We start from the raw sequence: 26,494 nt of genomic DNA, 5'->3' as shown, positions 1-26,494 counted from the left end.
GAGGGAGCTTGCTCCCGCTGGAGTGCGGAGCGCTCCCAATTCGGTCAATGAGATTCTTCTGAGAGATCGCATTGGCTGGGTTGCGGCTGCTTCGCACCCGAGCGGGAGCAAGCTCCCTCGCCACAATGTTGCTCACTTTGCGGTATTGATCTCCACCTCACCCAAATGCCCGCCATACGGCCCGAAACTGCGCTCCACCATCCTTCGCGTGCCATCCGCTTGCACGATCAACGCCGTACTCGCCCGCGTGCCATAACTCTGGCTGGCAATGAACACACTCGACAGCAGTGATTCAGTGGCCAGCCCGACCCCGGTGTCCGGCAATTCGTTAAACGGCGCGGTCTGCGCATCGCTCAGCAACCCCAGCAACCGCGCAGGTTGTGGATCATCCAATACCGCGCTCAGTGCAGCCTTGGCCTTGAGCAACTTCGGCCATGGCGTATCCAGCCCGGCATTCGACAGACCGTAAACGCCGGGTTGGAGCATCACCGGTTCAGATGCCCGCGCATTGAAGTGCCACAGCTCATGGGCATTACCCAGCAGCAGGTTGAACCCGGCGTATTCCGGCGAGCGAGCGACCACATCGCGCAAATAATCATCAATTGACGCATCACCCGCGAGAAACCGCGCTACCAGTTCGCCCCGCGACTTGCGCGCCGGCGGCTGGTGCGGATCGCGGATATTGGTCAATGCGGCGAAGCGCCCATTGGCGCCGATCCCCAGCCAAGTGCCGCCAGCCTCAAGATCGCGCCCGGCATGCACGTGCGGCGCGTCGGCCCATGGCGCCAGCGGCAGGCTCGGCCGGGCATAGAACTCGTCACGGTTGGCCGCGACGATCAGCGGCTGGGCATGGCCCGGGCGCCAGGCGAAAACAATCAGGCACATAAGGTGGTCCTTGTGTGTTTCCTGCTCACTCTACGCAGTCGGCGGCCGTGCATCCATCGTCAGTGGAGCCGGAGGGCATGCATCCGTTACCATGCCGCTCCGGTTTTGGGGATGCGTCTGGGAGACGGTCATGGAATTTCTGCTCTATCTGGCGTTGGGCGCCTGTGCGGGCGTGCTGGCCGGGCTGTTCGGGGTGGGCGGCGGGATCATTATTGTCCCGGTGCTGGTGTTCAGTTTTACCTTGCAGGGATTCGATCAGTCGATCCTCACGCATCTGGCGGTAGGGACATCACTGGCGACCATCATTTTCACTTCGGTCAATGCCGTGCGTGAACACCATCGACGTGGTGCGGTGCGCTGGCCGATCTTCATGTGGATGACCGTCGGCATTCTGCTCGGCGCCGGTTTTGGTGCGCTGACCGCCGAGGCGATTTCCGGGCCGAACCTGCAGAAGATCATCGGCGTGTTCGCCCTGGTCATTGCCGTGCAACTGGCGCTGGAGGTCAAACCCAAGGCCAGTCGAACGGTGCCGGGCAAACTCGGTCTGACCGTGGCCGGCAGTGTGATCGGCTGGGCCTCGGCGATTTTCGGAATCGGCGGCGGCTCGCTGACCGTGCCGTTCCTGACCTGGCGCAGCGTGCCGATGCAGCAGGCGGTGGCGACGTCGTCGGCCTGCGGTTTGCCGATCGCCGTGGCCAGTGCCTTAAGTTTCATGATTCTGGGCTGGCATGATCCGCTGTTGCCACCGCATAGTCTCGGTTTTGTCTATTTGCCGGCGCTGCTGGGCATTGCCCTGACCAGCATGGTGTTCGCCCGTCTCGGCGCGCGCCTGGCACACAGATTGTCGCCGCGCTTGCTGAAACGGCTGTTCGCCGCTTTGCTGTTCTGCGTGGGCCTGAATTTCCTGCTCTGACCCGCTGGGTCAGAGCAGGCCGCAATCCTGGCTTAATCCTGAGGTGGCAGCGTCGCCCGGGAATTTTGGTTTCAACTCTAACGAGGAGTCGCAATGCTGCCTTACCCGCAGATTGACCCGGTGGCCCTGGCCATCGGTCCGCTGAAAATCCACTGGTACGGCCTGATGTACCTCGTCGGCATCGGCGGCGCATGGCTGCTGGCGTCGAGCCGGCTCAACCGTTTCGACCCGACCTGGACCAAGGAGAAGCTCTCCGATCTGGTGTTCTGGCTGTCGATGGGCGTAATCGTCGGCGGACGTCTGGGTTACGTGTTGTTCTATGACCTGAGCGCTTATCTGGCCAACCCGACGCTGATTTTCGAAGTGTGGAAGGGTGGCATGTCGTTCCACGGCGGATTCATCGGGGTAATGCTCGCCGCGCTGTGGTTCGGCAAGCGTAATGGCAAGTCGTTCTTCCAGTTGATGGACTTCGTCGCACCGATGGTGCCGATCGGTCTGGGTGCCGGGCGAATCGGCAACTTCATCAATGCCGAGTTGTGGGGCAAGGCCACCGATGTGCCGTGGGCCATGGTCTTCCCGCCGTTCAGCGATCCGGCGCAACTGCCGCGTCACCCGTCGCAGCTGTATCAGTTCGCGCTTGAAGGCGTCGCGCTGTTCCTGATCCTGTGGCTGTTCTCGCGCAAGCCGCGTCCGACCATGGCGGTATCGGGCATGTTCGCGCTTTTTTACGGCATTTTCCGTTTCATCGTCGAGTTCGTCCGCGTACCGGATGCGCAACTGGGCTACCTGGCCTGGAACTGGCTGACCATGGGCCAAGTGCTGTGCGTGCCGATGATTGTCGGCGGGCTGTTCCTGATCTGGCTGGCCTATCGTCGTGCGCCGGCAGCGCCGCTCGCGCCGACCGCTTAAACTACGAACCCCGGCGCGCGACGCCGGGGCTCAAAGGACACAGGTAACTCATGAAGCAATATCTCGAACTGGTCTCGCACGTCATTCAGAACGGCACCAAACAGGCCAACCGCACCGGCATCAACACCATCAGCTTCCCGGGTGCGATGCTGCGTTTCGATCTGCAGGAAGGCTTTCCGGCGATCACCACCCGCAAGATGGCCTTCAAGTCGGCCATCGGCGAGATGTGCGGTTTTCTGCGTGGCGTGAACAACGCTGCTGAATTCCGCGCGCTGGGTTGCAAGGTCTGGGACCAGAACGCCAACGAAAACGCGCAGTGGCTGGCCAACCCGTTCCGTCAGGGCGAAGACGACCTCGGCGAAATCTACGGCGTGCAATGGCGCAAATGGCCGGCGTACAAGCAGATCCCGCTGAGCAACACCGCCGCCATCGAACAAACCCTGAGCAATGGCTACAAGCAGATCGCCCAGGGCGAAGAAGACGGTCAGGCCTACGTGGTGCTGTACAAAGCCATCGATCAGGTGCGCCAGTGCGTCGACACGATCATCAAGGACCCGGGCAGCCGCCGCATCCTGTTCCACGGCTGGAACGTCGCCCAGCTCGATGAAATGGCCCTGCCGCCATGCCATCTGCTGTACCAGTTCCACCCGAACGTCGAGACCAAAGAGATCTCCCTGACCCTGTACATCCGCTCCAACGATCTGGGCCTGGGCACGCCGTTCAACCTCACCGAAGGCGCTGCGCTGCTGAGCCTGATCGGGCGCCTGACCGGCTACACGCCGCGCTGGTTCACCTATTTCATCGGTGATGCGCACGTCTACGAGAACCACCTGGACATGCTCAACGAACAGCTCAAGCGCGAGCCGTTCGCCATGCCGAAACTGAAAATCTCCGACCGCGTGCCGGAGTTTGCCAAGACCGGTGTGTACCAGCCGGAGTGGCTGGAGTTGGTAGAACCGAGCGATTTCTCGCTGGAAGGCTATGAGCACCACGCGCCAATGACCGCGCCGATGGCGGTCTAGAGAGCAATACAGCAACCTGTGGGAGCGAGCTTGCTCGCGAAGGCGGAATGTCAGCTGATAGAAATGTCGACTGAACCACCGCTTTCGCGAGCAAGCTCGCTCCCACAGTTGTTCTTAGGGTGTTCTTAGTGGCCGTGACTGCGGCCGACATGCGAATGCTCAACCTCCGTCGCCACAACCCCGCCACTCACCTCCAGCCGCTGCAAGATCCCGCACTGATCCGCACCCGGCCCTTCGCCACAGCGTTGGCGCAGGTCGAGCAGTTGTGTCTGCAACGCCAGCAACCCGTCAATCCGCGCTTTCACATGCTGGATGTGCTCGTCGATCAGCGTATTGACGCTTGCACACTGATCCTGCGGGCTGTCGCGCATGGCCAGCAGGCTGCGGATTTCTTCGAGGGTCATGTCGAGGGTGCGGCAGTTGCGGATGAAGGTCAGGCGTTCGGCATGCGCCTGGGTGTAAACGCGGTAGTTACCGTCGCTGCGCGCCGGCTCCGGCAGCAGGTTTTCGCGCTCGTAATAGCGGATGGTTTCCACGGCGCAGTCGGTGAGTTTGGCCAGTTCTCCGATCTTCATGACGGCAATCTCCAAAAGGGTGCTTGACCCTATAGTGGCTACAGGGTCTTTACTTGGCAACAGGCACCTTCATGGACGCGACCAATGAGCGATTCCCAGCACACCCACAAGCCTGGCGACGGGCACGATCATAGCCACAGCCATAAATTGCAGCCTGTGCATAAGCACGAACATGGCGGCGATTCCTGCTGCGGGTCGAAAGCCGCAGCACCGGCACCGGTTCATTCGCACGATGATTCTTGCTGCTCGTCGACAGCTGCCGCGCCTGCGTTGGTGCAACTGAGCGAGAAAACCAGTGCTGACGCACGCCTGAGCAGTTTCCGCATCGAAGCGATGGACTGCCCGACCGAGCAGACGCTGATCCAGAACAAACTCGGCAAACTGGCCGGCGTGCAGCAGCTGGAATTCAACCTGATCAACCGCGTGCTCGGCGTGACCCACAATCTGCCGGACACCGCGCCGATCACCGAGGCGATCACGTCCTTGGGCATGCACGCCGAACCGCTGGAGGCGGGCGTCGAAGCGCCGGCCCCGGCGCCGGTGAAAAAACACTGGTGGCCATTGGCGCTGTCCGGTGTCGGTGCGCTCGCCGCCGAAGTCATCCACTTCACCAACGCTGCGCCGACCTGGGTGGTGGCGATCATAGCGCTGGTGTCGATCCTCAGCGGCGGCCTGACCACCTATAAAAAGGGCTGGATCGCCCTGAAGAACCGCAACCTCAACATCAACGCGCTGATGAGCATCGCGGTGACCGGCGCAATCCTCATCGGTCAGTGGCCGGAAGCGGCGATGGTGATGTTCCTGTTCACCGTGGCCGAGTTGATCGAGGCGCGCTCGCTGGATCGTGCGCGCAACGCCATCAGCGGCCTGATGCAGATGACCCCGGAACAGGCCACGGTGCAGCAAGCCGACGGCAGCTGGATCGAACAAGAGGTTAAAAGCGTCGAACTCGGCGCCCGCGTGCGGGTAAAACCCGGCGAGCGTATCGCGCTGGACGGCGAAGTGGTCAGCGGCAGTTCGACCATCGATCAGGCGCCGATCACCGGCGAAAGCCTGCCGGTGGAGAAGACCGTAGGCGATAAAGTCTTCGCCGGCACCATCAACCAGGCCGGTTCGCTGGAATACTCGGTGACTGCGGCGGCTAACAACTCGACCCTGGCGCGGATCATCCACGCCGTCGAGCAGGCGCAGGGTGCGCGGGCGCCGACGCAGCGCTTCGTCGATCAATTCTCGAAAATCTATACCCCGGTGGTGTTCGCGCTGGCGCTGGCGGTGGCGATCATTCCGCCGCTGTTCATGGGCGCGGCGTGGTTCGACTGGATCTACCGCGCGCTGGTGCTGCTGGTGGTGGCCTGCCCGTGCGCACTGGTGATCTCTACCCCGGTGACCATCGTCAGCGGCCTCGCGGCAGCGGCGCGCAAAGGCATTCTGGTCAAGGGTGGCGTGTACCTGGAGGGCGGCTTCAAGCTCGACTATCTGGCGCTGGACAAGACCGGCACGATCACCCACGGCAAGCCGGTGCAGACCGATTACCTGTCGCTCGACCCGACCGCCGACGCCACAGCCCCGGCGATTGCCGCCGCGCTGGCCGGGCGTTCCGATCACCCGGTGTCGCTGGCCATCGCCAATGCGGCTGTGGATAAAAACCTCGCCGTATTGAGTGTGGATAACTTCGAAGCGCTGGCCGGTCGCGGCGTGAAAGGGCAGGTCAACGGTCAGACCTATCACTTGGGCAACCATCGTCTGGTCGAGGAGTTGGGCCTGTGCTCGCCGCAACTCGAAGAGAAGCTGTTTGCGCTGGAGAAACAGGGCAAGTCCGTGGTGTTGCTGCTCGACAATTCCGGCCCGCTGGCGCTGTTCGCCGTGGCCGACACGGTCAAGGAAACCAGCCGCGAAGCCATCCGCCAGTTGCACGCCCTCGGGGTGAAAACCCTGATGCTCACTGGCGACAACGTGCACACCGCGCAAGCCATCGCAGCGCAGGTCGGCATCGATCAGGCCAAAGGCGACTTGCTGCCGACCGACAAGCTGCAAGCGATCGAAGCGCTTTATGCACAGGGCCATCGGGTGGGCATGGTCGGCGACGGTATCAACGATGCGCCGGCACTGGCCCGCGCCGAGATCGGTTTTGCCATGGCCGCTGCGGGTACCGACACCGCGATTGAAACCGCTGATGTCGCCCTGATGGACGACGATCTGCGCAAGATTCCCGCGTTCATCAGCCTGTCGCGCGACACCGCGAGCATCCTGAAACAGAACATCGCCTTGGCACTGGTGATCAAGGCTATCTTTCTTGGGGTAACCTTCGCCGGACTCGCCACCATGTGGATGGCGGTGTTTGCCGACATGGGCGTGAGCCTGCTGGTGGTGTTCAACGGTTTGCGCTTGCTGCGCAAATAAACGAGAGGGACGGTTGTGCTGAGTGCCGAGCTGAAAGCGTTTTACATGGTCGCCCGCCTGGGCAGCATTACGCTGGCGGCGAAAAAACTCGGTCTCAGCCAACCCACCGTGACCACGCAGATCCGCAACCTGGAGAGCCAGTATTCGGTGGAGCTGTTCTACCGTGGCGGCCGGCGCCTGAGCGTCAGCGACGAAGGCGCGCGGTTGCTGCCGATGGTCAAGGCGCTCTTGCAGCAAGAGGCGGACATCGAGTTCTTCCTGCGCAACAGCGGTCAGGTGCAGGGCACGCTGCGCATCGCCGCGACTGCCCCGTATTACATCCTCGATCTGGTGAAGACCTTCCGCGAGCGCCTGCCGCGGGTGGAAGTGTCGGTGGAAATCGGCAACTCGCAGCAGGTGCTCGAAGCGCTGGAGGATTACCGGGTCGATGTCGCGGCGTCGTCGCAGTTGCTTGAGGATGCGCGGTTGATTCGCCGGGTATTGGGTAGCGATCCGCTGGTGCTGGCGGTGCATCGCAATCATCCGCTGGCGGCGCAGGAGCATGTGGCGTTGAGTGCGCTGGCCGGACATACCTTGCTGATGCGCGAGTCGGGTTCGACCACCCGCCGGTTGACCGAGGAGTTGCTGGAAAGCGCCGGGGTCAGTTTCGGGCCTCTGCTGGAAATTGGCAGCCGCGAATCGATCCGTGAGGCGGTGCTGCGCAATATCGGCATCAGCATCATTGCTCGTCAGGAAGTGCCGCACGATCCGCAGTTGCGGGTGCTGACCATCGAGAATGCGCCGCAGATTCCCGAGTACCTGTATTGCCTCAAGGAGCGCAAGGGTGCGCGGTTGCCGGCGGCCTTCCTCGGCTTGGCTCAGGAAATGTCCCCGGCCTGATTTCTTCAGTGCACATGCGGGCCTCTTCGCGAGCAAGCCCGCTCCCACATTGGATTTGTGTTGTGAACACTGTTCCCCTGTGGGAGCGGGCTTGCTCGCGAAGGCGTCAGACCAGGCAACACATGACTTGTGGCCTGAACCAAAATCCCCGAATACCACTATCAGCCGTTTTTGCCCTACTGCCACATGACGGACGCATTACAACTCTAGGATTGGCCCCATCAGCTTGATGAGGTCTGTCCATGAATCCTGCAATCGCAACAGCCCTGACCAACCCCGGTGCGCCGATGAAAGTGCGCGGCGTGCAGAAGCGCTTCGGCGCCTTCACCGCACTGGACAATGTCTCGCTCGATGTCGCGGCCGGTGAGCTGGTGTGCCTGCTCGGTCCGTCGGGCTGCGGCAAGACCACGCTGCTGCGCTGCATCGCCGGTCTGGAAAAACAGGACAGCGGCGAGTTGTACCTCGGTGACCGCGACGTTTCCCACCTCGCACCGCAAGCCCGGGACTACGGCATTCTGTTCCAGTCCTACGCGCTGTTCCCCAATCTGACCGTCGAAGCGAACATTGCCTACGGCCTCGCCGGCAGTGGTCGCGACGAAGTACGCCGTCGCGTCGGGCAGATGCTGGAACTGGTCGGCCTCACCGGCAGTGAGAAAAAGTACCCGGGCCAGTTGTCCGGCGGTCAGCAACAGCGGGTTGCCCTGGCGCGCGCCTTGGCCCCGGCGCCGTCGCTGCTGTTGCTTGATGAACCGATGTCGGCGCTGGACGCCCGGGTACGCGAGCATCTGTGCACCGAACTGCGCCAACTGCAGCGCAACCTCGGCATCACCACCCTGATGGTCACGCACAATCAGGACGAAGCCATGCTGATGGCCGACCGCATCGCCGTGATGAACAACGGCCGCGTCGAGCAATACGCTACCCCGCAGGAAATCTACAACCGCCCGGCCACGCCATTCGTGGCCGAGTTCGTCGGGCAGGGCAACTGGCTGCCGTTCCAGCGCAGCAGCGCCAGTCACGCCCGGGTTGGCGGGATGGATGTGCGTCTGGCGGATGGCAGTGTGAGCGGTGCTTCAGGCCGACTGTTCTGCCGCCCGGAAGCAATCAACGTCAATCCGCTGGTGCACGAAGAAAACCTGTTCCCGGCCAAGGTGCGCGAGATCACTTTCCTTGGCAACCGCTGCCGCATGAGCTTCGAACTTGATCAATTGCCGGGCCACGCGCTGCTCGCCGAACTGGCGCCGGAAGCCATGCCACGCCTTGGCGCCCAGCAGATCATGGTCGCCTTGCCGCCGCGCAGCCTGCAGGTGTTTGCCTGATGAGCGCGAACATCGCACTGCCGCTACCGCATAAGCAGGCGCGGCGAGTGTCCGGGGCCGAGGTCGGTGACCGGATCTTCGTCCTCGGCGGCAAACTCCTGCTGCTATTGCTGCTCGGTATCGCCGTGCTGCTGCCGTTGCTGGCGATCTTCTGGCGTGGCTTTAGCAGTGAGGCCGGGCAGGGCGGTGGCTGGCTCGCCGCGAAGGAGCTGGTGAACAGCGCCAATTTTCACTGGCTGCTCGGTAACAGCCTGAAGGTTTCCCTCAGCGTCGCGGCCATCGTCGTACCGCTGGCCTACCTGTTTGCCTACGCCCTGCAACGCACGATGATTCCGGCCAAGGGCCTCTGGCGCGGAATTTCTCTGCTGCCATTGATGGCGCCGTCGATGCTGCCGGGGATCGCACTGGTCTATCTGTTCGGCAATCAGGGCATGTTGCGCGGGCTGCTCTCGGACAACATTTACGGCTTCTGGGGGATTGTGTTGGGCGAGGTGATTTACACCTTTCCCCATGCGTTGATGATTTTGTTGTCGGCGCTGTCGCTGGCCGATGCGCGGCTGTTCGATGCGGCGTCGAGCATGGGCGCCAGTCCGGCGAAAGCCTTTCGCAGCATCACCTGGCCGGCGACGCGCCAAGCGGTATTCGCCGCGTTCTGTCTGGTGTTCACCCTGACCATCACCGATTTCGGCGTGCCGGTGGTGGTCGGTGGCGACTATCAAGTGCTGGCACTGGAAGCCTACAAAGCCGTGGTCGGCCAGCAGCAATTCGGTCGCGGGGCGTTGATCGGCATGGTGCTGTTGCTGCCGGCGCTGTTCAGCTTCGGCGTCGATGCCTGGTTGCGTCGGCGTCACGGTGATTCCATGAGTGGACGTGCGCAGGTGTTCAAACCGGCGCCTTCCAAACTACGCGATGCCTGCTATCTGGCGATTGTCCTGTTGATCAGTGCGGCGCTGCTGCTGGTGTTCGGCATGGCGGTGTTTTCCTCGCTGGTGAAGTTCTGGCCGTACAACCTGTCGCTGTCGCTCAATCACTATCAGTTCAACGAAACCGCCGGCGGTGGCTGGCTGGCCTACGGCAACAGCTTGAAGATGGCGCTGGGCACGGCGCTGATCGGTAGCGTGCTGATCTTCACTGGCGCTTACCTGATGGAGAAAACCCGCAGCCAACGCGGCCTCAATCTCGCGTTGCGCATGCTCAGTTTCATCCCGATGGCAGTGCCGGGGCTGGTGCTCGGTCTGGGTTACGTCTTCTTCTTCAACCTCAGTGGCAACCCGCTGCACGTGCTGTACGGCACGATGACCCTGCTGATCGTCTGCACCATTGCGCACTATTTGACCACTGCGCAAATGACCGCGACCACCGCGCTGCGTCAGCTCGACGCCGAGTTCGAAGCCGCCGCGCTGTCGCTCAAGGCGCCGCTGTACCGCCACTACCTGCGCGTCACCGTGCCGATCTGCCTGCCGGCGCTGCTGGACATCGTCCGCTACCTGTTCGTCTCGGCGATGACCACGGTGTCGGCGGCGATCTTCCTCTACAGCCCCGACACCATCCTCGCGGCGGTCGCGGTGCTGAACATGGATGACGCCGGCAACGTCGGCGGCGCGGCGGCGATGTCGACCCTGATTCTGTTCACCTCGGCAGGCGTGTCCTTGCTGCTGGCGTGGGCTTCGCGCGGCTTGCTGCGCCGTTCCCAGGCCTGGCGGCAAACCGCGCCCGGTCACTGATTGACGACTTATCCCTACAGCCTCAACTCACCGACAGGAAAACGATCATGTTCAAGCCTATGGCCCTGGCCGCTGCTGTGCTCGCTACTTTCAGCCTGAATGCCTTCGCGGCAAAAACCGAGTTGACGGTGTACACCGCCCTCGAAGCCGAGCAACTGACCGCTTACAAAGCCGCGTTCGAAAAGGCCAACCCGGACGTCGAGATCAAGTGGGTGCGTGATTCTACCGGGATCATCACTGCCAAACTGCTGGCCGAAAAGGCCCGTCCACAGGCTGACGCGGTCTGGGGCCTAGCCGCTTCGAGCCTGGCGATCCTCGATCAGCAGGGCATGCTACAAAGCTACGCACCGAAGGATCTGGGCAAGATCGGCGCGAACTACCGCGACGCCGCCAACCCGCCAGCCTGGGTCGGCATGGACGTGTGGGCCGCGACCATCTGCTTCAACACCGTCGAAGCCGAGAAGCAGGGCTTGAGCAAACCGGTGAGCTGGCAGGACCTGACCAAGCCTGAGTACAAGGGCAAGATCGTCATGCCGAACCCGGCGTCGTCCGGCACCGGTTTCCTCGACGTCAGCGCCTGGTTGCAAACCTTCGGTGAGAAACAGGGCTGGGCCTACATGGACGGTCTGCACCAGAACATCGGCCAGTACGTTCACTCCGGTTCCAAGCCTTGCAAACTGGCGGCGGCGGGCGAATTCCCGATCGGCATTTCCTTCGAATATCCGGCGGTACAGCTGAAACGTCAGGGCGCGCCGCTGGACATCATCCTGCCGAAGGAAGGCCTGGGCTGGGAGATCGAAGCCACTGCGGTAATCAAAGGCACGCCGCATGAAGACGCGGCGAAAAAACTCGCAGACTTCTCCGCCAGCGCCGAGGCGATGGATCTGTACAAGGAGAACTTCGCGGTTCTTGCGCAGCCGGGCATCGCCAAGCCGCAGACCGAACTGCCGGCCGACTACGAGCAGCGCCTGATCAAGAACGACTTTGCCTGGGCCTCGAAGAACCGCGACGAGATTCTCACCGAGTGGCGCAAGCGGTATGACGGCAAGTCCGAGAAAGTCGTCGCCAAGTAAGATCTTTATCGACTGACAGGGCCCCTTCGCGAGCAAGCCCGCTCCCACATTCGACCGAGTTCCACCGGAAGGAATGCGATCAAATTGTGGGAGCGGGCTTGCTCGCGAAGGCGGTCTCCCATTCAGGGAAAATTTCCATGACACACCACAAAGACCTGCTGATCGTCGGCGCCGGCATCCTCGGCCTGTCCCACGCCTACGCCGCCGCCAGACGCGGCCTCAAGGTCAGCGTTTTCGAGCGCACCGCCACGCCCCTCGGTGCTTCGGTGCGCAACTTCGGTCAGGCGCTGGTAACCGGGCAGCCACCGGGGCCGATGCTCGAACTGGCCAGGGCCAGCCGCGAGATCTGGGGCGACTGGGCGCAACTCGCCGGTCTGCAGATCAAGCGTAACGGCTCGTACCTGTTCGCCCGCAGCGAAGTTGAAGAGCAATTGCTCGAAGCTTTCTGCAACGGCCGCGCCGTGGAGCACGGGTACAACGTCGCCTTGCTGCGTGGCGCTGCCCTGCGTGATCTGTACCACGGTCAGTTCAGTCATCACCGCGCGGCGTTGCACGGCCTGGACGATCAACAGCTGTACTCGCGCGAAGCGATTCCGGCGTTGATCGACTATCTGCGCCGCGACCTCGGCGTCGAGTTTCACTTCAGTACGCTGGTGCGCGACGTCGAACCGGGGCACCTGCACAGTACCGCCGGCAGCTTCACGGCAAAGCAAATCATCGTCTGCTCCGGCCACGATTATCAGACCCTGTTGGCCGAGCCGATTGCCGCGCTCGATCCGCAGATCTGCCGCCTGCAGATGCTCCGCGCCAAACCGCAGATCGAGCTGAATCTGCAACACGCCTTGCTCACCGGTCTGAGCTGCGTGCACTACGGCGCCTTCGCCGATTTACCGCAAGCGGCGGCGGTACAGGCGCAGATCCTGCGCGAACAACCGCATCTGCATGACAACGGTATACACCTGCTGATCAGCCCGACGCCGTACGGCGAACTGATCATCGGCGACTCGCACCATTACGGCAGCGATCCGTCGCCGTTCAACGCCGAGCAGGTCGACAACTGGATGCTGGAGCTGGCCGAACAGACGCTGGGCTGCAAGGTGCAAGTGGTCGAGCGCTGGCAGGGCGTCTACGGTGCCCGTGGGCCGGGGCCGTTTTCGTTGCTGCGCCCGGCACCGGGACTGAGTGTGGCGTTGATGCACACCGGCGTCGGCATGAGCGTCGGCCCGGCACTGGCCGAGCGCAATGTCGCGCAATTGCTGGAGGAAACCTGATGGGGGAGCAGCAGCAGGTCGTCGACCGGGTGTTCGGCTTGTACGAACGCTTTGGCACCCGCGATTACATCGGCGAGCCGGTGTCGCAGATCGAGCACATGTCCCAGGCCGCTGAACTGGCGATCGCCGAAGGCTTTGATGACGAAGTGGTGCTGGCGGCGTTCTTTCATGACATCGGTCATTTGTGTGTCGAAGGCGCCGAGAACATGGGCGGTTATGGCGTAGTCAGCCATGAGCGGCTGGGGGCGAATTATTTGCGTGAGGCCGGTTTCAGTGAGCGCCTGGCGCGGCTGGTGGAATATCACGTGCAGGCCAAACGTTATCTGACCTTGCGCGAGCCTGGGTATTTCGAGCGGTTGAGTGAAGCGAGTCGTCGCACGCTGGAGTATCAGGGCGGACTAATGACCGAGGCCGAGGCGGATGCGTTTGAGCGCGATCCGTTGTGTGCCGTCAGCTTGCGCATGCGTCAGTGGGATGAGATGGCCAAGGAGAGTGCGGTGCCGGTGATGGATCTTCGGGTGTTGAAGGAGAAAGCCGTGCGGCTACTGGTTGCGTAATCCATGTCACCGAGTCGCGCCATTCGCGAGCAAGCCCGCTCCCACATTCGACCGAGTTCCACCGGAGCCCGCCAATCAATCTGCTCCCACATTCGACCGGGTTCCACCGGAAGGAATGCGATCAAACTGTGGGAGCGGGCTTGCTCGCGAAGAGGCCGGCTCAAGCGCTATAAATCTGCAGCCAGAAACTCAATCTGCTCCTGCCGCTGCGCCTGATTCAACTTCGCATGCGGATTCAGCGAAAACCACAGCGGATGCGCCCGCGCTTTGCGCAACAATTCTGGCGACTACTTCTCGCCAACTATGTCCTTGCAAGGTTGAGTACAGCTTTCAAGGAACCGTCATACGGAACAAAGGGATTAGTCTTACAGAGAATGGATGAAGTCTGCTCTAGCTTGGGCGCTCCTTCGTCCATGAGATTGACCTGTATGCGTTATCTGAAAGTCACGGCCCAAGACCGAAGTTCGAACAACCGGGCCGATACCGTGTTGCTGCATTTCTTCGAGGAAAGCAGCGCAGATGAAGATACCCTTATTCATCGAGCATTCGCGCTGGATATCACCGCCGATGGCAAAGTCGATTTCCAGGCGGGTGATGCCAACAACGATGGCAAGCAGGACCTGAGCGACGAGCTTCTGCTGAAGTCTTTTGCAGACACCTATCTGAAGTTCAACTGGTTCAATCAAGGTAAAAATTCGGCACGCTATCTGAAGATCTTCACGGAGGATTGTCATCAGGACGGCTCACCCGATACGGTGCGTCTGCACTTTCATGAAGGAACCGGTAAACCGAGCGACCAAAGCATCGTTTACACCGCCTCCAGCTACGACACCAACAACGACGGCAAGCTCGATTGGACAATCAGCTTCGATGTAGATAACGACGGCGATCAGGATGCGGTGGACCAAAAACTGGTCGCGCACCTGAGCACCATTTATGTGAAGTTCAAGTGGCGCTGAAGATCGGTTGAGTCAGAGCTGCAGCGACAACGTCTCAATCTGCTCCTGCCGCTCCGCCTGATTCAACTTCGCATGCGGATTGAGTGAAGACCACTGCGGATGCGCCCGCGCCTTGCTCAGCGCATCCGGCAACTTGCCCTCGCGCCAGGTCTTGTCCTGTGGGGTGGCGACCTGGACCGCGTCCATCGCCGCATGTCCGCGCTTATCGAGGGCCAGCAACAGTTGCCGCTGACGCAACGCCAGCAGCCGCAGCACCCCATCATCCACGGTCAACTCTCGCTGGCCCTTGATCTTGCCGAGCAGACGGCTGCCATAACTGCGCGCCGTTTGCAGCGCGCCACCGGCAATCGCACCGGCCAATGCTGCAGCACCGAGGGTGATCCCGCCGACCAGCAGATCCACGCCAGCCCCGGCCGCCGCACCGGCCGCAATCCCGCCGCCCACACGCACGCCGAGTTGCTTCAAGGTTTCCGGGTTGAACAAGTCATCGCCCCAACGCCCGTCGAGCAACGGCAAATCACTGGCCGCCGCGTCTTGCGGGCGAAACGCATAGAGCTTGAGCAACGCCTCGACGCACCTCTGTTCACGCTGACGCACGGCTTTGCGCAGTTCGCTGATTGCTTGCTGCTCCTGCTCGGCATCGCTGACCACACTGCGCCGGCACGCTGCACAATCGATCAGCAGCTCAGCGATCAAGCGCGCCGCACTTTGCTGGCGCGCCAGGCGCTGGGCCTGTTGATCGGCGATCAAGCGTTCCAGTTGCGGACGGGCGTTTTCCAGCAGCAGCGCGAGGCTTTCGTACAGGCGCCGCTCGCCATCTTCCGGCGGCGCAACGCTGTCGAACCGCACCAACGCATGCAGGCCGAGCCGCGCCAACGCTTCGCGCCAGTCCGGCTCGCGATGGCTGGCGCTGCTAACGAAATTCAGCACCGGCAGCAGTGGTTTGCCGCAACTGGCGAGTACTTCGAGTTCGTCGCGGTACTTGGCCAGCACCGGTTCGCGGGCGTCGATCACATAGAGTCCGGCATCGGAGGCGAGCAGTTGCCGCAGCACTTTTGCCTCTTGTTCGAAACGCTGGCGCGCTTCGCTGCCGTCGAGAAACCGCGCCAGTCGCGCCGGGCCGTCGAGACGTTCGCCTGGACGCTCCAGACGTTCGAGGAAATCCAGCAGGGCGATGGCATCTTCCAGCCCCGGCGTGTCGTAAAGATCGAGCAGCGGCTCGCCGTCCACCGACAGCCGCGCCCCCTCGACATGTCGGGTGGTGCTCGGTCGGTGCGAGACTTCGCCGAAACCGACGTCGCGGGTCAGGGTGCGCAGCAGCGAAGTCTTGCCGACGTTGGTGTGGCCGACCACCGCGAGTTTCAGTGGGGCTTTGCGGGCATCAGTCATGACCGGTCTCCAGCCAATTCATTGGCGCGCAATCGGCGAACGGCAGCTCCAGTTGTTGCAGAGCCACGTGCCAGTCGCCGAGGCGGGCGCTGTCCAGCGCTTCGCCGGACGGTGCTTGCAGCAGCCAGACCCGTGTGGCGCTGGCGTTGCGCGCCAGTTCGGCGATCAGCGCGAGGCTGCCGCGATCCGGCGAACGCCGTGGATCGCAGGCAATCAGCAGGCGCGCCGGGGGGAAGCGGCTGAGTTGTTCGAGCAGTTTGTGCCGTGATTCGCGGCTGTCGAGGATCCCGGCGTTGCTCACGGTTTTCGGCAACGCTGGCGGCCATGGGCGCTGGTCGTCGAGTTCGATGGCGACCAACAAGGCGCCCTCGCTGGCCTGTTCGCTGACGCTGCTTTCGACCCGATGCAGTTGCGCAGGCTCAGGGTCGTTGACGCCGAGGCGTTCGCTGGTCGGCATCAGCCGTTCACGCAACTGGGCGTAACCGGGCAGTTTCAAGTCCAGCGTCAGCGCGGCTTTGCCGCGACTCCAGCGCCAGAAGCACAACAGTGCCAGCAGCAGACGCGGCAGTACGCCGTAGACCACCAGCACCCCGACCAGCCAGGTCGCCCAGGCCTGGCGTGCGCTTTCGATATCCAGCGCAGCACCGCCGCTGGCGCGGATCATCTCCACCGTTGGTACGTTGAAACCGAGCAGCGCCGGCAGCGCGCCGAGGCCTTGAGTCAGGTTGATGAACGTGTCGGCGCCGAGAATGGTGGTTTCCCAGACGAAGCCGTAGCGCCGGGTCGCCATCAGTGTCAGCAGCAACAGCAGGGCGCTGAGCATCGCCAGCAACCACAGGCCATTGACCAATGTGCCGAGGGCCCAGCGATTGAGTTTCTTGCGTTGCAGCATCAGCAGCAGGGCCGGCGCCAGTTGCGCGGCTTTGACATCGCGAGCGAGTTTTTCACTGAGCCACAGCCACAAGCGGCCGAGGGCGGCGCCGTGTTCACCGGCGAAGATCAGCCCCAGCGCCCAGCTCAGCAGCAGAAGAAGGTTCAGCCCGAGCAGACTGCCCAAGGCCCAGAACACATTGACCGGTGTCTGGCTCAGCGCGGCGAAGGCCAGGCCGGCGCCGCTCAGCAGCGCGAAAATCACCAGCAGCACCAGCGCCAGACGCGCGCCTTGCAGCCAGTGCCTGAGTGCTGCGCTCAGCCCGTCGCGCTCGGCCAGCCACACGGCGCGGCGCTGAATACGGCCCGGCAGATCGCCGCCGGCCGCGCGGGCCAGACGATTGGCTTCCAGATCTTCCAGGGGACCTGCGTGTTCTTCGCGCAGGCGGATGGTTTCGGTCAGCCAGAGGGTTTGCAGTGGAGTCAGTTCAGTCACGCGCCATTCCGTTGCTCAATTGAGCAGAGAGCATAACCGCTGTGGCGCTTATCGGGTCAAGCGAGGCTCTGGTATCCTCGCCGATATGACTAAATCACTCCCCCTCAGCCTGATCGCAGCCCTCGGTGAAAACCGTGTGATCGGCGTCGACAACAGCATGCCCTGGCACCTGCCGGGGGACTTCAAATACTTCAAGGCCACGACCCTCGGCAAGCCGATCATCATGGGTCGCAAGACCTGGGACTCCCTTGGTCGGCCGCTGCCGGGCCGCTTGAACATCGTGGTCAGCCGTCAGCCAGATCTGCTGCTGGAAGGTGCGGAGGTATATCCGTCGCTGGAAGCTGCAGTGGTTCGCGCCGAGGAATGGGCAAAAGAGCAGGGCGTCGATGAGTTGATGCTGATTGGCGGTGCGCAGTTGTATGCGCAAGGGCTGGCGCAGGCCGATCGTCTGTATCTGACCCGAGTGGCGCTGAGCCCGGAAGGCGATGCGTGGTTTCCGGAGTTCGATCTGAATCAGTGGACACTGGTGTCGAATGTGCCGAATCCGGCTGAGGGCGACAAGCCCGCGTACAACTTCGAAGTCTGGGAAAAAGCTTAAGCGCTTCGCGAGCAAGCCCGCTCCCACATTGGATTTGTGTCGATCACAGATCCAGTGTGGGAGCGGGCTTGCTCGCGAAGAGGGCAGGTCAGGCAAAGAAGAATTTAAGCCTGAGCAAGCTCCGCATGCTCATCGGTATCCAGCAGCGCTTTATCCGTCTGCTGCATCACCTGACTGGTAATCGCACCGGCGGTGATCGAACCACTTACGTTCAACGCCGTACGACCCATGTCGATCAGCGGCTCAACCGAAATCAGCAGCGCCACCAGTGACACTGGCAAGCCCATCGCCGGCAGCACGATCAGTGCCGCGAACGTCGCGCCGCCGCCAACACCGGCCACACCGGCCGAGCTCAGCGTGACAATCGCCACCAGTGTCGCGATCCACAGCGGATCCAGCGGGTTGATGCCTACGGTTGGCGCAACCATCACCGCCAACATCGCCGGGTACAGACCGGCGCAACCGTTCTGGCCGATGGTCGCACCGAACGAGGCGGCGAAACTGGCGATCGATTGCGGAATACCCAGGCGACGTGTCTGCGCTTCGATGCTCAGCGGAATGCTCGCGGCGCTGGAGCGGCTGGTGAACGCGAACGTCAGCACTGGCCAGATCTTGCGGAAGAAACGCAGCGGATTGATCCCGGCCGCCGACACCAGCAGGCCGTGCACCACGAACATCAGGCCCAGGCCGAGGTACGAGACCACGACGAAACTGCCGAGCTTGATGATGTCCTGCAGGTTGGAACCGGCCACCACTTTGGTCATCAGCGCCAATACGCCGTAGGGGGTCAGCTTCATCACCAGACGCACCAGACGCATCACCCAGGCTTGCAGGGTGTCGATGGCGTTGATCACTTTCTGACCTTTTTCGACGTCATCCTTGAGCAGTTGCAGCGCTGCGACACCCAGGAATGCAGCGAAGATCACCACGCTGATGATCGAAGTCGGCTTGGCCCGCGCCAGGTCGGCGAACGGGTTCTGCGGGATGAATGACAGCAGCAACTGCGGCACATTCAGGTCGGCGACCTTGCCGGCGTAGTCGGTCTGAATGGTTTGCAGGCGGGCCATTTCCTGAGTACCGGCCACCAGGCCTTCGGCGGTGAGGCCGAACAGGTTGGTCAGGCCAATGCCGATCAGCGCCGCAATCGCGGTGGTGAACAGCAGGGTGCCGATGGTCAGGAAACTGATCTTGCCCAGCGACGAGGCGTTGTGCAGACGCGCGACCGCGCTGAGGATCGAGGCGAACACCAGCGGGATCACGATCATTTGCAGCAACTGCACGTAGCCGTTGCCGACCAGATCGAACCAGCCGATCGAGGCTTTCAGTACCGGGTTGCCGGCACCGTAAACGGTGTGCAGGGCAACACCGAAGGCTACGCCGAGCACCAGCGCGAGCAGGACTTTTTTCGCCAGGCTCCACGTCGTGTGGCGGGTTTGCGCCAGACCGAAGAGCAGGGCGAGGAACACCAGCAGATTGAGGATCAGCGGCAGATTCATGAAGACTCCGATAAGACTTGTGCCAGTCGCCTTCTGGGGCAACTGCGAACCGGCAAGCCTAACAGTTTGATTTCCAATGAATTAATACCGAAATCGCAGGTCGTCCGTCGTTTTTGGAATAAGCGCTTGTCGCTCTCGGCAATGCAACTGGCGTTGAGGAGACGTAAGCGGTCGCTGACAGACGAGGAGTGTCACACTTATTTGTTAGCGTCGATGTCTTTCAGTCAGGGAGAAAACGCCGATGAAATTCGCACCGAAAATGCTCGCTGTGGTTCTTGGATTGGGCTTGGCCGCTCAGGCATTCGCCACCGACCTGAAGCACTGGCCGGCGGATCAGGCCAAGGCACTGGACGCGATGATTGCGGCCAATGCCAACAAGGGTAACTACGCCGTGTTTGACATGGACAACACCAGTTACCGCTATGACCTCGAAGAGTCCTTGCTGCCGTTCATGGAAAACAAGGGCCTGATCACCCGCGACAAACTCGATCCCTCCCTGAAACTGATGCCGTTCAAGGACACAGCCGACCACAAGGAAAGCCTGTTCAGTTACTACTATCGCCTGTGCGAAGTCGACGACATGGTCTGCTACCCGTGGGTGGCGCAAGTGTTCTCCGGCTTCACTCTCAAGGAACTCAAGGGCTACGTCGATGAGCTGATGGCGTCGGGCAAACCGGTGCCGGCGACCTATTACGAAGGCGATGTGGTGAAGAAGCTCGACGTCAACCCGCCGAAGATCTTCACCGGCCAGCAAGAGCTGTACAACAAGCTGATGGAGAACGGCATCGAGGTCTACGTGATGACCGCCGCTTCCGAAGAACTGGTGCGCATGGTCGCGGCTGATCCGAAGTACGGCTACAACGTCAAACCGCAGAACGTGATCGGCGTGTCGCTGTTGCTCAAGGATCCGAAGACTGGCGAACTGACCACCGCGCGCAAGCAGATCACCGCCGGCAAATATGACGAGAAGGCCAACCTCGGTCTGGAGTTGACGCCGTACCTGTGGACCCCGGCAACCTGGATGGCCGGCAAGCATGCGGCGATCCTGACCTACATCGATGAGTGGAAAAAACCGGTTCTGGTCGGTGGCGACACCCCAACCAGTGATGGCTACATGCTGTTCCACGATGTCGACGTGGCCAAGGGCGGTATTCACTTGTGGATCAACCGCAAGGACAAGTACATGACCCAGCTCAACGGCATGATGGCCAAGCACGCGGCAGCGCAGGCCAAGGAAAGTTTGCCGGTGACGGCGGACAAGAACTGGGTGATCGTTAAACCCGAGGAAATCCAGTAAGCCCACAATCCTTGTAGGAGCGCAGATTCTGGATGCACTGACAGCCCCCTGTGGGAGCGGGCTTGCTCGCGAAGAGGGAGTGTCAGGCGAGAGATTTTTTGACCGGTAGACCGCTTTCGCGAGCATGCCCGCTCCCACAGTTTTGATCTTCATTGTTTTTGGATCAGGCAAAAAAATGCCCCGCACTTGGCGGGGCATTTTTATTCGGCGGCTAAAACTTACAGCCCGTCGAGCATTGCCTTGTTACGCACCGCACCCTTGTCGGCGCTGGTCGCCAGCAAAGCGTAGGCCTTCAGGGCGGTGGTCACTTTGCGTGGACGCTGCTCGACCGGTTTCCAGCCTTTCTTGTCCTGCTCGACCCGGCGTGCAGCCAGTTCTTCATCGCTGACCAACAGGTTGATCGAGCGGTTCGGAATGTCGATCAGCACTTTGTCGCCGTCCTGCACCAAACCGATCGCGCCACCGGCCGCAGCCTCTGGCGAAGCGTGGCCGATCGACAGACCGGAAGTACCGCCGGAGAAGCGCCCGTCGGTGAGCAGCGCACAGGCTTTGCCCAGACCTTTGGACTTCAGGTACGACGTCGGGTAGAGCATTTCCTGCATGCCCGGGCCGCCTTTCGGGCCTTCGTAGCGAATGATGACGATGTCGCCTTCCTTCACTTCGTCGGCGAGGATGCCGCGCACCGCACTGTCCTGGCTTTCGAAGATCTTCGCGTTGCCTTCGAAGACGTGGATCGACTCGTCGACGCCGGCGGTTTTCACCACGCAGCCGTCGAGGGCGATGTTGCCGTACAGCACGGCCAGGCCGCCTTCTTTCGAATAGGCGTGCTCGAAGCTGCGGATGCAGCCGTTTTCACGGTCGTCGTCGAGGGTTTCCCAACGGGTCGACTGGCTGAACGCGGTCTGGGTCGGGATGCCCGCCGGGCCGGCCTTGAAGAAGTGATGCACGGCTTCGTCGGTCGTCTGGGTGATGTCCCACTTGGCGATGGCTTCTTCCATGCTGCGGCTGTGCACGGTCGGCAGGTCGGTGTGCAGCAGGCCGCCACGGGCAAGGGAACCGAGGATGCTGAAGATGCCGCCAGCGCGGTGCACGTCTTCCATGTGGTACTTCTGGATGTTCGGCGCGACCTTGCACAGTTGCGGCACGCTGCGCGAGAGACGGTCGATGTCGCGCAGGTCGAAATCGATCTCGGCTTCCTGGGCGGCAGCCAGCAAGTGCAGGATGGTGTTGGTCGAACCGCCCATGGCGATGTCGAGCATCATCGCGTTCTCGAACGCCTTGAAGTTGGCGATGTTGCGCGGCAGCACGGACTCGTCGTTCTCGCCGTAGTAACGCTTGCACAGCTCGACGATGGTGCGGCCGGCCTGCAGGAACAGTTGTTCGCGGTCGCTGTGGGTGGCGAGGGTCGAACCGTTGCCCGGCAGTGCGAGACCGAGGGCTTCAGTCAGGCAGTTCATCGAGTTGGCGGTGAACATGCCGGAGCACGAACCGCAGGTCGGACAGGCGCTGCGCTCGTACTCGGCAACCTTCTCGTCAGAAGCGCTGGAGTCGGCGGCGATCACCATGGCGTCGACGAGGTCGAGGCCGTGGGAAGCGAGTTTGGTCTTGCCGGCTTCCATCGGGCCGCCGGAAACGAAGATCACCGGAATGTTCAGGCGCAGAGCGGCCATCAACATGCCCGGGGTGATCTTGTCGCAGTTGGAGATGCAGACGATGGCGTCGGCGCAGTGGGCGTTGACCATGTACTCGACGGAGTCGGCGATGATCTCGCGGCTCGGCAGCGAATAGAGCATGCCGTCGTGGCCCATGGCGATGCCGTCGTCCACGGCGATGGTGTTGAATTCTTTCGCTACGCCACCCGCGCGCTCGATTTCCCGGGCAACCAGTTGACCGAGGTCTTTGAGGTGCACGTGGCCCGGCACGAACTGGGTGAAAGAGTTGGCAATGGCGATGATCGGCTTCTTGAAGTCGTCATCTTTCATCCCGGTGGCGCGCCACAGTGCGCGGGCGCCGGCCATGTTGCGGCCGTGGGTGGATGTTTTCGAGCGGTAATCTGGCATGGAGCACTCCGGGCGGCTAATCAGGTATCAAAAGGGAGTGAGCTTCTATTGACGTCTGGAACACTCAGAAATAGCCGTGTGTCCTGGATGTTGCCGATGACTTTGCGGGATCGCCGCTTGCCTCAGCCTGAGCTCATAAACCCGCCGGGGGATGAATGGCGATGAATCAGCCGATTCTACACCGCTGGCGTCTGGAGGGAATGGCGCAAAGCGTTGTTCCAGTGCCGACGGTGCGTATGGCATGACGATCGGCAGGCTCAATCGCTGCCAGAGGGCGTGACGGCGCCATTCTCGATGAAGCTGGCGCGGCGGCTGATCCGTTTGTTCAACGCCAGTGCGATGCCGCTGAGCAGGACAAAACAGTAACCGAGCGTGGCTTGCAGGTTGCCTGGACTCAGGCTGATCAGCGCACTGATCAACCCGCCGCAAATGAAGATGATCGTGCTACCGGCCGAGGCCGAAGTACCGGCGTTCTCCGGGAACATGCCCATGGCGCGTGAGGTGGCGGCCGGGCGCGCAATGGTGGTGCCGGCGGTGCAGATCAGCATCGGGATCAGTACCGTGGCGGGCGAGAGCGCGAAGTACTGCGACAGGAGTAGCATCACCAGCCCCGCCAGCAGGATCAGGCTCAACCCGGCCACGATCTGTTGCGCAGAACTGATGCGCCGGCTCAATAGCGTGGCGGCAATCCCGCCGGTCACATAGGCCGCACCGTAGATCAGCAGGATCAGTGAGAAGTCATAGGCTGACAGCTGCAATTGATCCATGAAGATCAGTGGCGAAATGACGATGAACGAAAAGTGACAGGCGAACGCGAAAGCTGAAATCAGCCAGTAGCCAACAAAGTCGAAATCCCCCAGCACCCGCTGGTAAGCCTTGAGAAAATGGATCGATGTACCTCGGGCGACCCGACTGCTGTCCAGAAACAGCCAGGCCTTGAGCAACACCACTGCCGCCAAAGCGATGAACAGCCAGAAGCTGCCGCGCCAGCCCAGGGTCGCTTGCAGAAAGGTGCCGGCCAGCGGTGATATGGAGATGAAGATCCCGGTGGCGGTCACCATCAGGATCCGCAGGCGATCGCGCTCTTTGCCTTCGAACAGATCCTGCACCAGCGCCTGTGACAGGACGAAACAGCCACAGCCGATGGCCTGCACGATGCGAAAGGCCATGAACAGCATGTAGTCACTGGTCATTACGCAACCGATGGCGCCGAGGATCGAGACAGCCATGCCAGCGAGCAACAAGCCCTTGCGCCCGATAACATCGGACAACGGCCCGATCAGCAGTTGGGCAAAGGCAATGCCCACCGCGAACAGGCTGATCGACAGCGCGATGTCAGTCGGGGTGCTGGCGAAGTGTTCGGCCAGCGCCGGGAATGACGGCAGCAGGACATCCAGCGGAAACACTCCCAGCAGCACCATGGCCAAAAGCAGACTTACCGCCCCGCGTCGTTGTCGGGTAGTTGCCACCGTTCTTCCTTCAAGCATCGATCAATCCTGCCTTGGCGAAAAGTTTGCGGTTATTGGGTAGCGCGAAAAATCCGGCTCTTTCGAGTGCGGCAAGCGTGGCCGTGGCTCCGGATCGGGCACGCTGGCGGCTGGCCTGTTCGTTGGTCAGACTGTCGAGTATTTCCCTGATCGCGCCTTCGGCAATGCCGGCGCGGCGCAGGCTTTGGTGCAGCCATTGCTCGTCAACCTCGAAGAAGGTTGCCAGGGTCTCCAGCAAGGTTCTGGCCGCGAAGGCGCGCTGGCGGCTGTTCAGGGTCAACCAGAGGTAGTGGAAGACTTCGGAAAAAAACCGGCTATGGCGCGCTTCGTCAGCGAGGTGGTCGCGCAACATGTCGTTAACGCTGCTGACCAGCGTTTCCCGACACACATCCAGCAACTCCCGGGCGATGATGGTTTCCGAGACGAAGCCGAGCAGAAACCATGCCAGTGGGCGCTTGCTCTCCGGCGTTCGGGCGATCTGACCGGTCAGGCGGGTGATGCGCAGCGGCATCTGTGGACGACCGGTGAAACCATGCAGTTCGGCGATCTGTTCGGCCAGATGATGGGAGAACAGCGCGTGATAACCCTCGTCGGTATAGAGCTGCAGCGCGGCGGTTTTCATCCTTGACGGAATGTACGCGGGCAACTCGCCGTGGACGATGGTTTCCACGGCGCGGTTGACGATACGGTGTTCAAGCAGCGTGGTGTAATCGAGAAAGTGCACCAGGTGGTTGGCTGCCAGCCGATGCATGACCCTGCTGCCTGCGGCTTCGATGGCCGGGTGGGACAGATACGGCAGGAATGCCGGCGGAAACCAGAAGCGGGTTTGCAGTTGCAGCTGCAGGTCTGCCGGCAACTGGTAATCGTGCCGGCTGGTGCGTACCGAGGCGTGGTTGTTCCAGTCGCCGAGGGTGAATCGAAGCGCCCAGGACTCTGCTTCGGGCTGATCCACGGTTGATGCGCTCATTTGCGCGTCTCCTGCAACAGGTCGCGCATTTCCTGACACATCGCCTGACCGTCGCTGGCGCCGCAGCCGACAAAGAACAACGGTTGTTCAGCGCTGCCTTCGAGTTTGAGCAGGGCTTCGACCTGGCGGTCGGCGAATGCCCCGGTCAGCCACGTTCCCAGGCCCAGCGCCGTGGCCACCAGTTGAAAGGTCTGCGACAGGTGACCCGCCTCGACGAACGCCATGCGATAAGCGCGCGAGTGTTCATACTTCCACCAGAGCTTGTCGAAACGAGCGGTGATGAACAGACCCAGCGGCAGGTTGTTGATGAAGTGCTGACCCGCCAGCAAATGGCCGAGCGCGGGTTCGGGCAATGGATTGACCCGGCTGAGTGCATGTTCTGCCGGGTGATAGGCATAAATGCCCGGTTCCAGGCCCTCGATATTGCGTGCCAGGAGAAACCCTTCACAGGCATTCAACCCGCCACCCGACGGACTGCTGCGACGGGCGCCGAGGCCTTCGGCAATGCTCTCGTCGCGGTCATTGTCGCGATGGCGAAGAAAACCCAGCGAGAGATACATCAATGTGCCGACGTCGCCGAGCGTGATCGCTGCGCCAGTAAAGGAGCGACAGGTTTTTCTCAGACGCAGGACATTACCCAGGCTGGCGACGGTCAGGGCCGCAGAGGCGGGCAGGGCGATTCGAGGTTCGTCTTGAGGTGTCGGCCGATCTTGTGTGGGTGCCGGCGTGGTCAGCACGGCGCTGCAATGGTTCAGGTATTGCCTGGACCACTCGTGAATATTCTGGGGTGTCTGTTCACAGGGAATGTTCTGGGTGCCGATATGATAAATCTTCGATAATTCATCCCAGCCCCATGGCGGACTGTCTATTTTTGCAACGGTTAATATGCCTGCATTCAGAAGTTGTGAGTCTATGATGTTGCGTCTGTCGAACTGTTCCGGATTATTGATAAGTTGTGCAAGTCTGCAAGAGTAAGTTAGGTCCAGTTCATGCTGAGTGTGATCTTTATAGTTCCAGACTATTTGTCCGGGTGTGCGCGGCAATATGAATAAATAAGGATTGATGTGCATGTTGTATTCATCGCTCTGGAAATAGTCGAAAGAACGCTGGGGTGCCGGCACTCCCCAACGTTCTGGCTCACTTAGCGGGCTTTAGGCGCAACCAGGAAGGCCAGGTTTGCGATTTTGTTGGTTTCCAGAGTAATTGCTTTCATAAGTATGAACTCCTTGTTCATTGAGAGTGAATGTCACCGTCGTGGTGACAACTTAATAATAGGTTGTAATGAATTATTGGCAAGCGATACTTGGGTAGGAAATTTCTATTAATTTTGTCGGAGTGGGCGTGCTGC

At 61.4% G+C, this 26,494-nt stretch carries 22 protein-coding genes; 13 read left to right on the top strand and 9 right to left on the bottom strand.

Features of this window, described 5'->3' with window-relative positions; all coding sequences use genetic code 11:
- Nucleotides 1–132: 132 nt before the first annotated feature.
- Nucleotides 133–885 carry an NRDE family protein gene (locus CKW11_RS11290; RefSeq protein WP_095137578.1) on the bottom strand — a complete coding sequence of 251 codons (753 nt, stop codon included), beginning with the start codon at nucleotides 883–885 and terminating at the stop codon, nucleotides 133–135.
- Nucleotides 886–1,015: 130 nt separating this feature from the next.
- Between CKW11_RS11290 and CKW11_RS11285 the strand changes: the two genes are divergently transcribed.
- The 3 genes from CKW11_RS11285 to CKW11_RS11275 all read left to right on the top strand — a co-directional run bounded on the left by CKW11_RS11285 (nucleotide 1,016) and on the right by CKW11_RS11275 (nucleotide 3,729).
- On the top strand, nucleotides 1,016–1,798 hold the full coding sequence (locus tag CKW11_RS11285; RefSeq protein WP_027610537.1) for a sulfite exporter TauE/SafE family protein: 783 nt from the start codon (nucleotides 1,016–1,018) through the stop codon (nucleotides 1,796–1,798).
- A 93-nt stretch (nucleotides 1,799–1,891) separates the two neighbouring features.
- Nucleotides 1,892–2,707, top strand: coding sequence for a prolipoprotein diacylglyceryl transferase (gene lgt / locus CKW11_RS11280; RefSeq protein ID WP_095137577.1), 816 nt, complete (start codon nucleotides 1,892–1,894; stop codon nucleotides 2,705–2,707).
- A gap of 50 nt (nucleotides 2,708–2,757) precedes the next feature.
- Complete coding sequence (locus tag CKW11_RS11275; RefSeq protein WP_047596629.1) at nucleotides 2,758–3,729, top strand: thymidylate synthase; 972 nt, start codon at nucleotides 2,758–2,760, stop codon at nucleotides 3,727–3,729.
- 125 nt (nucleotides 3,730–3,854) lie between these two features.
- Here the strand turns inward: CKW11_RS11275 and cadR are convergent, their stop codons facing one another.
- A complete protein-coding gene (cadR, locus tag CKW11_RS11270) occupies nucleotides 3,855–4,304 on the bottom strand; it encodes a Cd(II)/Pb(II)-responsive transcriptional regulator (RefSeq protein WP_007964189.1) in 450 nt (149 codons plus the stop codon).
- An 84-nt stretch (nucleotides 4,305–4,388) separates the two neighbouring features.
- Between cadR and CKW11_RS11265 the strand changes: the two genes are divergently transcribed.
- From CKW11_RS11265 to CKW11_RS11230, 8 genes are all read left to right on the top strand, one after another.
- Complete coding sequence (locus CKW11_RS11265; RefSeq protein WP_095137576.1) at nucleotides 4,389–6,704, top strand: heavy metal translocating P-type ATPase; 2,316 nt, start codon at nucleotides 4,389–4,391, stop codon at nucleotides 6,702–6,704.
- Nucleotides 6,705–6,719: 15 nt separating this feature from the next.
- A complete protein-coding gene (locus CKW11_RS11260; protein WP_095137575.1) occupies nucleotides 6,720–7,583 on the top strand; it encodes a LysR family transcriptional regulator in 864 nt (287 codons plus the stop codon).
- A 242-nt stretch (nucleotides 7,584–7,825) separates the two neighbouring features.
- Nucleotides 7,826–8,902: a putative 2-aminoethylphosphonate ABC transporter ATP-binding protein gene (locus CKW11_RS11255; protein ID WP_047596627.1), complete on the top strand. Its 1,077-nt coding sequence runs from the start codon at nucleotides 7,826–7,828 to the stop codon at nucleotides 8,900–8,902.
- Nucleotides 8,902–10,626, top strand: coding sequence for a putative 2-aminoethylphosphonate ABC transporter permease subunit (locus CKW11_RS11250; protein WP_095137574.1), 1,725 nt, complete (start codon nucleotides 8,902–8,904; stop codon nucleotides 10,624–10,626). Before CKW11_RS11255 ends, CKW11_RS11250 begins: the two co-directional genes overlap by 1 nt.
- 47 nt (nucleotides 10,627–10,673) lie before the next feature.
- The gene (locus CKW11_RS11245; protein ID WP_003229178.1) at nucleotides 10,674–11,699 is read left to right on the top strand and encodes a putative 2-aminoethylphosphonate ABC transporter substrate-binding protein; all 1,026 of its coding nucleotides are present in this window, start codon (nucleotides 10,674–10,676) and stop codon (nucleotides 11,697–11,699) included.
- Between the two features lie 137 nt (nucleotides 11,700–11,836).
- Nucleotides 11,837–12,970 (top strand): TIGR03364 family FAD-dependent oxidoreductase, encoded by a 1,134-nt coding sequence (locus CKW11_RS11240; RefSeq protein ID WP_095137573.1) that lies wholly within the window; start codon nucleotides 11,837–11,839, stop codon nucleotides 12,968–12,970.
- Nucleotides 12,970–13,527 (top strand): phosphonate degradation HD-domain oxygenase, encoded by a 558-nt coding sequence (locus CKW11_RS11235; RefSeq protein ID WP_095137572.1) that lies wholly within the window; start codon nucleotides 12,970–12,972, stop codon nucleotides 13,525–13,527. Before CKW11_RS11240 ends, CKW11_RS11235 begins: the two co-directional genes overlap by 1 nt.
- A 428-nt stretch (nucleotides 13,528–13,955) precedes the next feature.
- Entirely contained in the window at nucleotides 13,956–14,486 is a 531-nt protein-coding gene (locus CKW11_RS11230; RefSeq protein ID WP_095137571.1) for a hypothetical protein, read from the top strand.
- 12 nt (nucleotides 14,487–14,498) lie between these two features.
- Here the strand turns inward: CKW11_RS11230 and CKW11_RS11225 are convergent, their stop codons facing one another.
- Both CKW11_RS11225 and CKW11_RS11220 read right to left on the bottom strand, forming a co-directional pair.
- Entirely contained in the window at nucleotides 14,499–15,875 is a 1,377-nt protein-coding gene (locus CKW11_RS11225; RefSeq protein WP_095137570.1) for a GTPase/DUF3482 domain-containing protein, read from the bottom strand.
- Nucleotides 15,868–17,241 carry a DUF2868 domain-containing protein gene (locus tag CKW11_RS11220; protein WP_095137569.1) on the bottom strand — a complete coding sequence of 458 codons (1,374 nt, stop codon included), beginning with the start codon at nucleotides 17,239–17,241 and terminating at the stop codon, nucleotides 15,868–15,870. Before CKW11_RS11220 ends, CKW11_RS11225 begins: the two co-directional genes overlap by 8 nt.
- A gap of 85 nt (nucleotides 17,242–17,326) precedes the next feature.
- On the opposite strand from CKW11_RS11220, the gene CKW11_RS11215 reads away from it, so the two are divergent.
- Entirely contained in the window at nucleotides 17,327–17,839 is a 513-nt protein-coding gene (locus CKW11_RS11215; RefSeq protein WP_095137568.1) for a dihydrofolate reductase, read from the top strand.
- A gap of 104 nt (nucleotides 17,840–17,943) precedes the next feature.
- Here CKW11_RS11215 and CKW11_RS11210 read toward each other — a convergent pair whose 3' ends face one another.
- Nucleotides 17,944–19,335, bottom strand: coding sequence for an L-cystine transporter (locus CKW11_RS11210; protein WP_095137567.1), 1,392 nt, complete (start codon nucleotides 19,333–19,335; stop codon nucleotides 17,944–17,946).
- A gap of 241 nt (nucleotides 19,336–19,576) precedes the next feature.
- Between CKW11_RS11210 and CKW11_RS11205 the strand changes: the two genes are divergently transcribed.
- Nucleotides 19,577–20,632, top strand: coding sequence for a phosphorylcholine phosphatase (locus CKW11_RS11205; protein WP_095137566.1), 1,056 nt, complete (start codon nucleotides 19,577–19,579; stop codon nucleotides 20,630–20,632).
- Between the two features lie 218 nt (nucleotides 20,633–20,850).
- Here the strand turns inward: CKW11_RS11205 and ilvD are convergent, their stop codons facing one another.
- From ilvD to CKW11_RS11185, 4 genes are all read right to left on the bottom strand, one after another.
- The gene (ilvD, locus tag CKW11_RS11200) at nucleotides 20,851–22,692 is read right to left on the bottom strand and encodes a dihydroxy-acid dehydratase (protein WP_007964170.1); all 1,842 of its coding nucleotides are present in this window, start codon (nucleotides 22,690–22,692) and stop codon (nucleotides 20,851–20,853) included.
- 257 nt (nucleotides 22,693–22,949) lie between these two features.
- Nucleotides 22,950–24,179, bottom strand: a complete 1,230-nt coding sequence (locus CKW11_RS11195) for an MFS transporter (protein WP_095137565.1) — start codon at nucleotides 24,177–24,179, stop codon at nucleotides 22,950–22,952.
- Nucleotides 24,172–25,146, bottom strand: a complete 975-nt coding sequence (locus tag CKW11_RS11190) for a diiron oxygenase (RefSeq protein ID WP_095137564.1) — start codon at nucleotides 25,144–25,146, stop codon at nucleotides 24,172–24,174. Before CKW11_RS11190 ends, CKW11_RS11195 begins: the two co-directional genes overlap by 8 nt.
- On the bottom strand, nucleotides 25,143–26,216 hold the full coding sequence (locus CKW11_RS11185; protein ID WP_095137815.1) for a SagB family peptide dehydrogenase: 1,074 nt from the start codon (nucleotides 26,214–26,216) through the stop codon (nucleotides 25,143–25,145). Before CKW11_RS11185 ends, CKW11_RS11190 begins: the two co-directional genes overlap by 4 nt.
- Nucleotides 26,217–26,494 lie beyond the last annotated feature (278 nt).

The organism is Pseudomonas sp. Irchel s3a10 (genome assembly GCF_900187525.1).
Lineage (GTDB): Bacteria > Pseudomonadota > Gammaproteobacteria > Pseudomonadales > Pseudomonadaceae > Aquipseudomonas > Aquipseudomonas koreensis_G.
The sequence above is the reverse complement of the archived record's forward strand: the minus strand, read 5'-3'. Positions and strand labels throughout refer to the sequence as shown.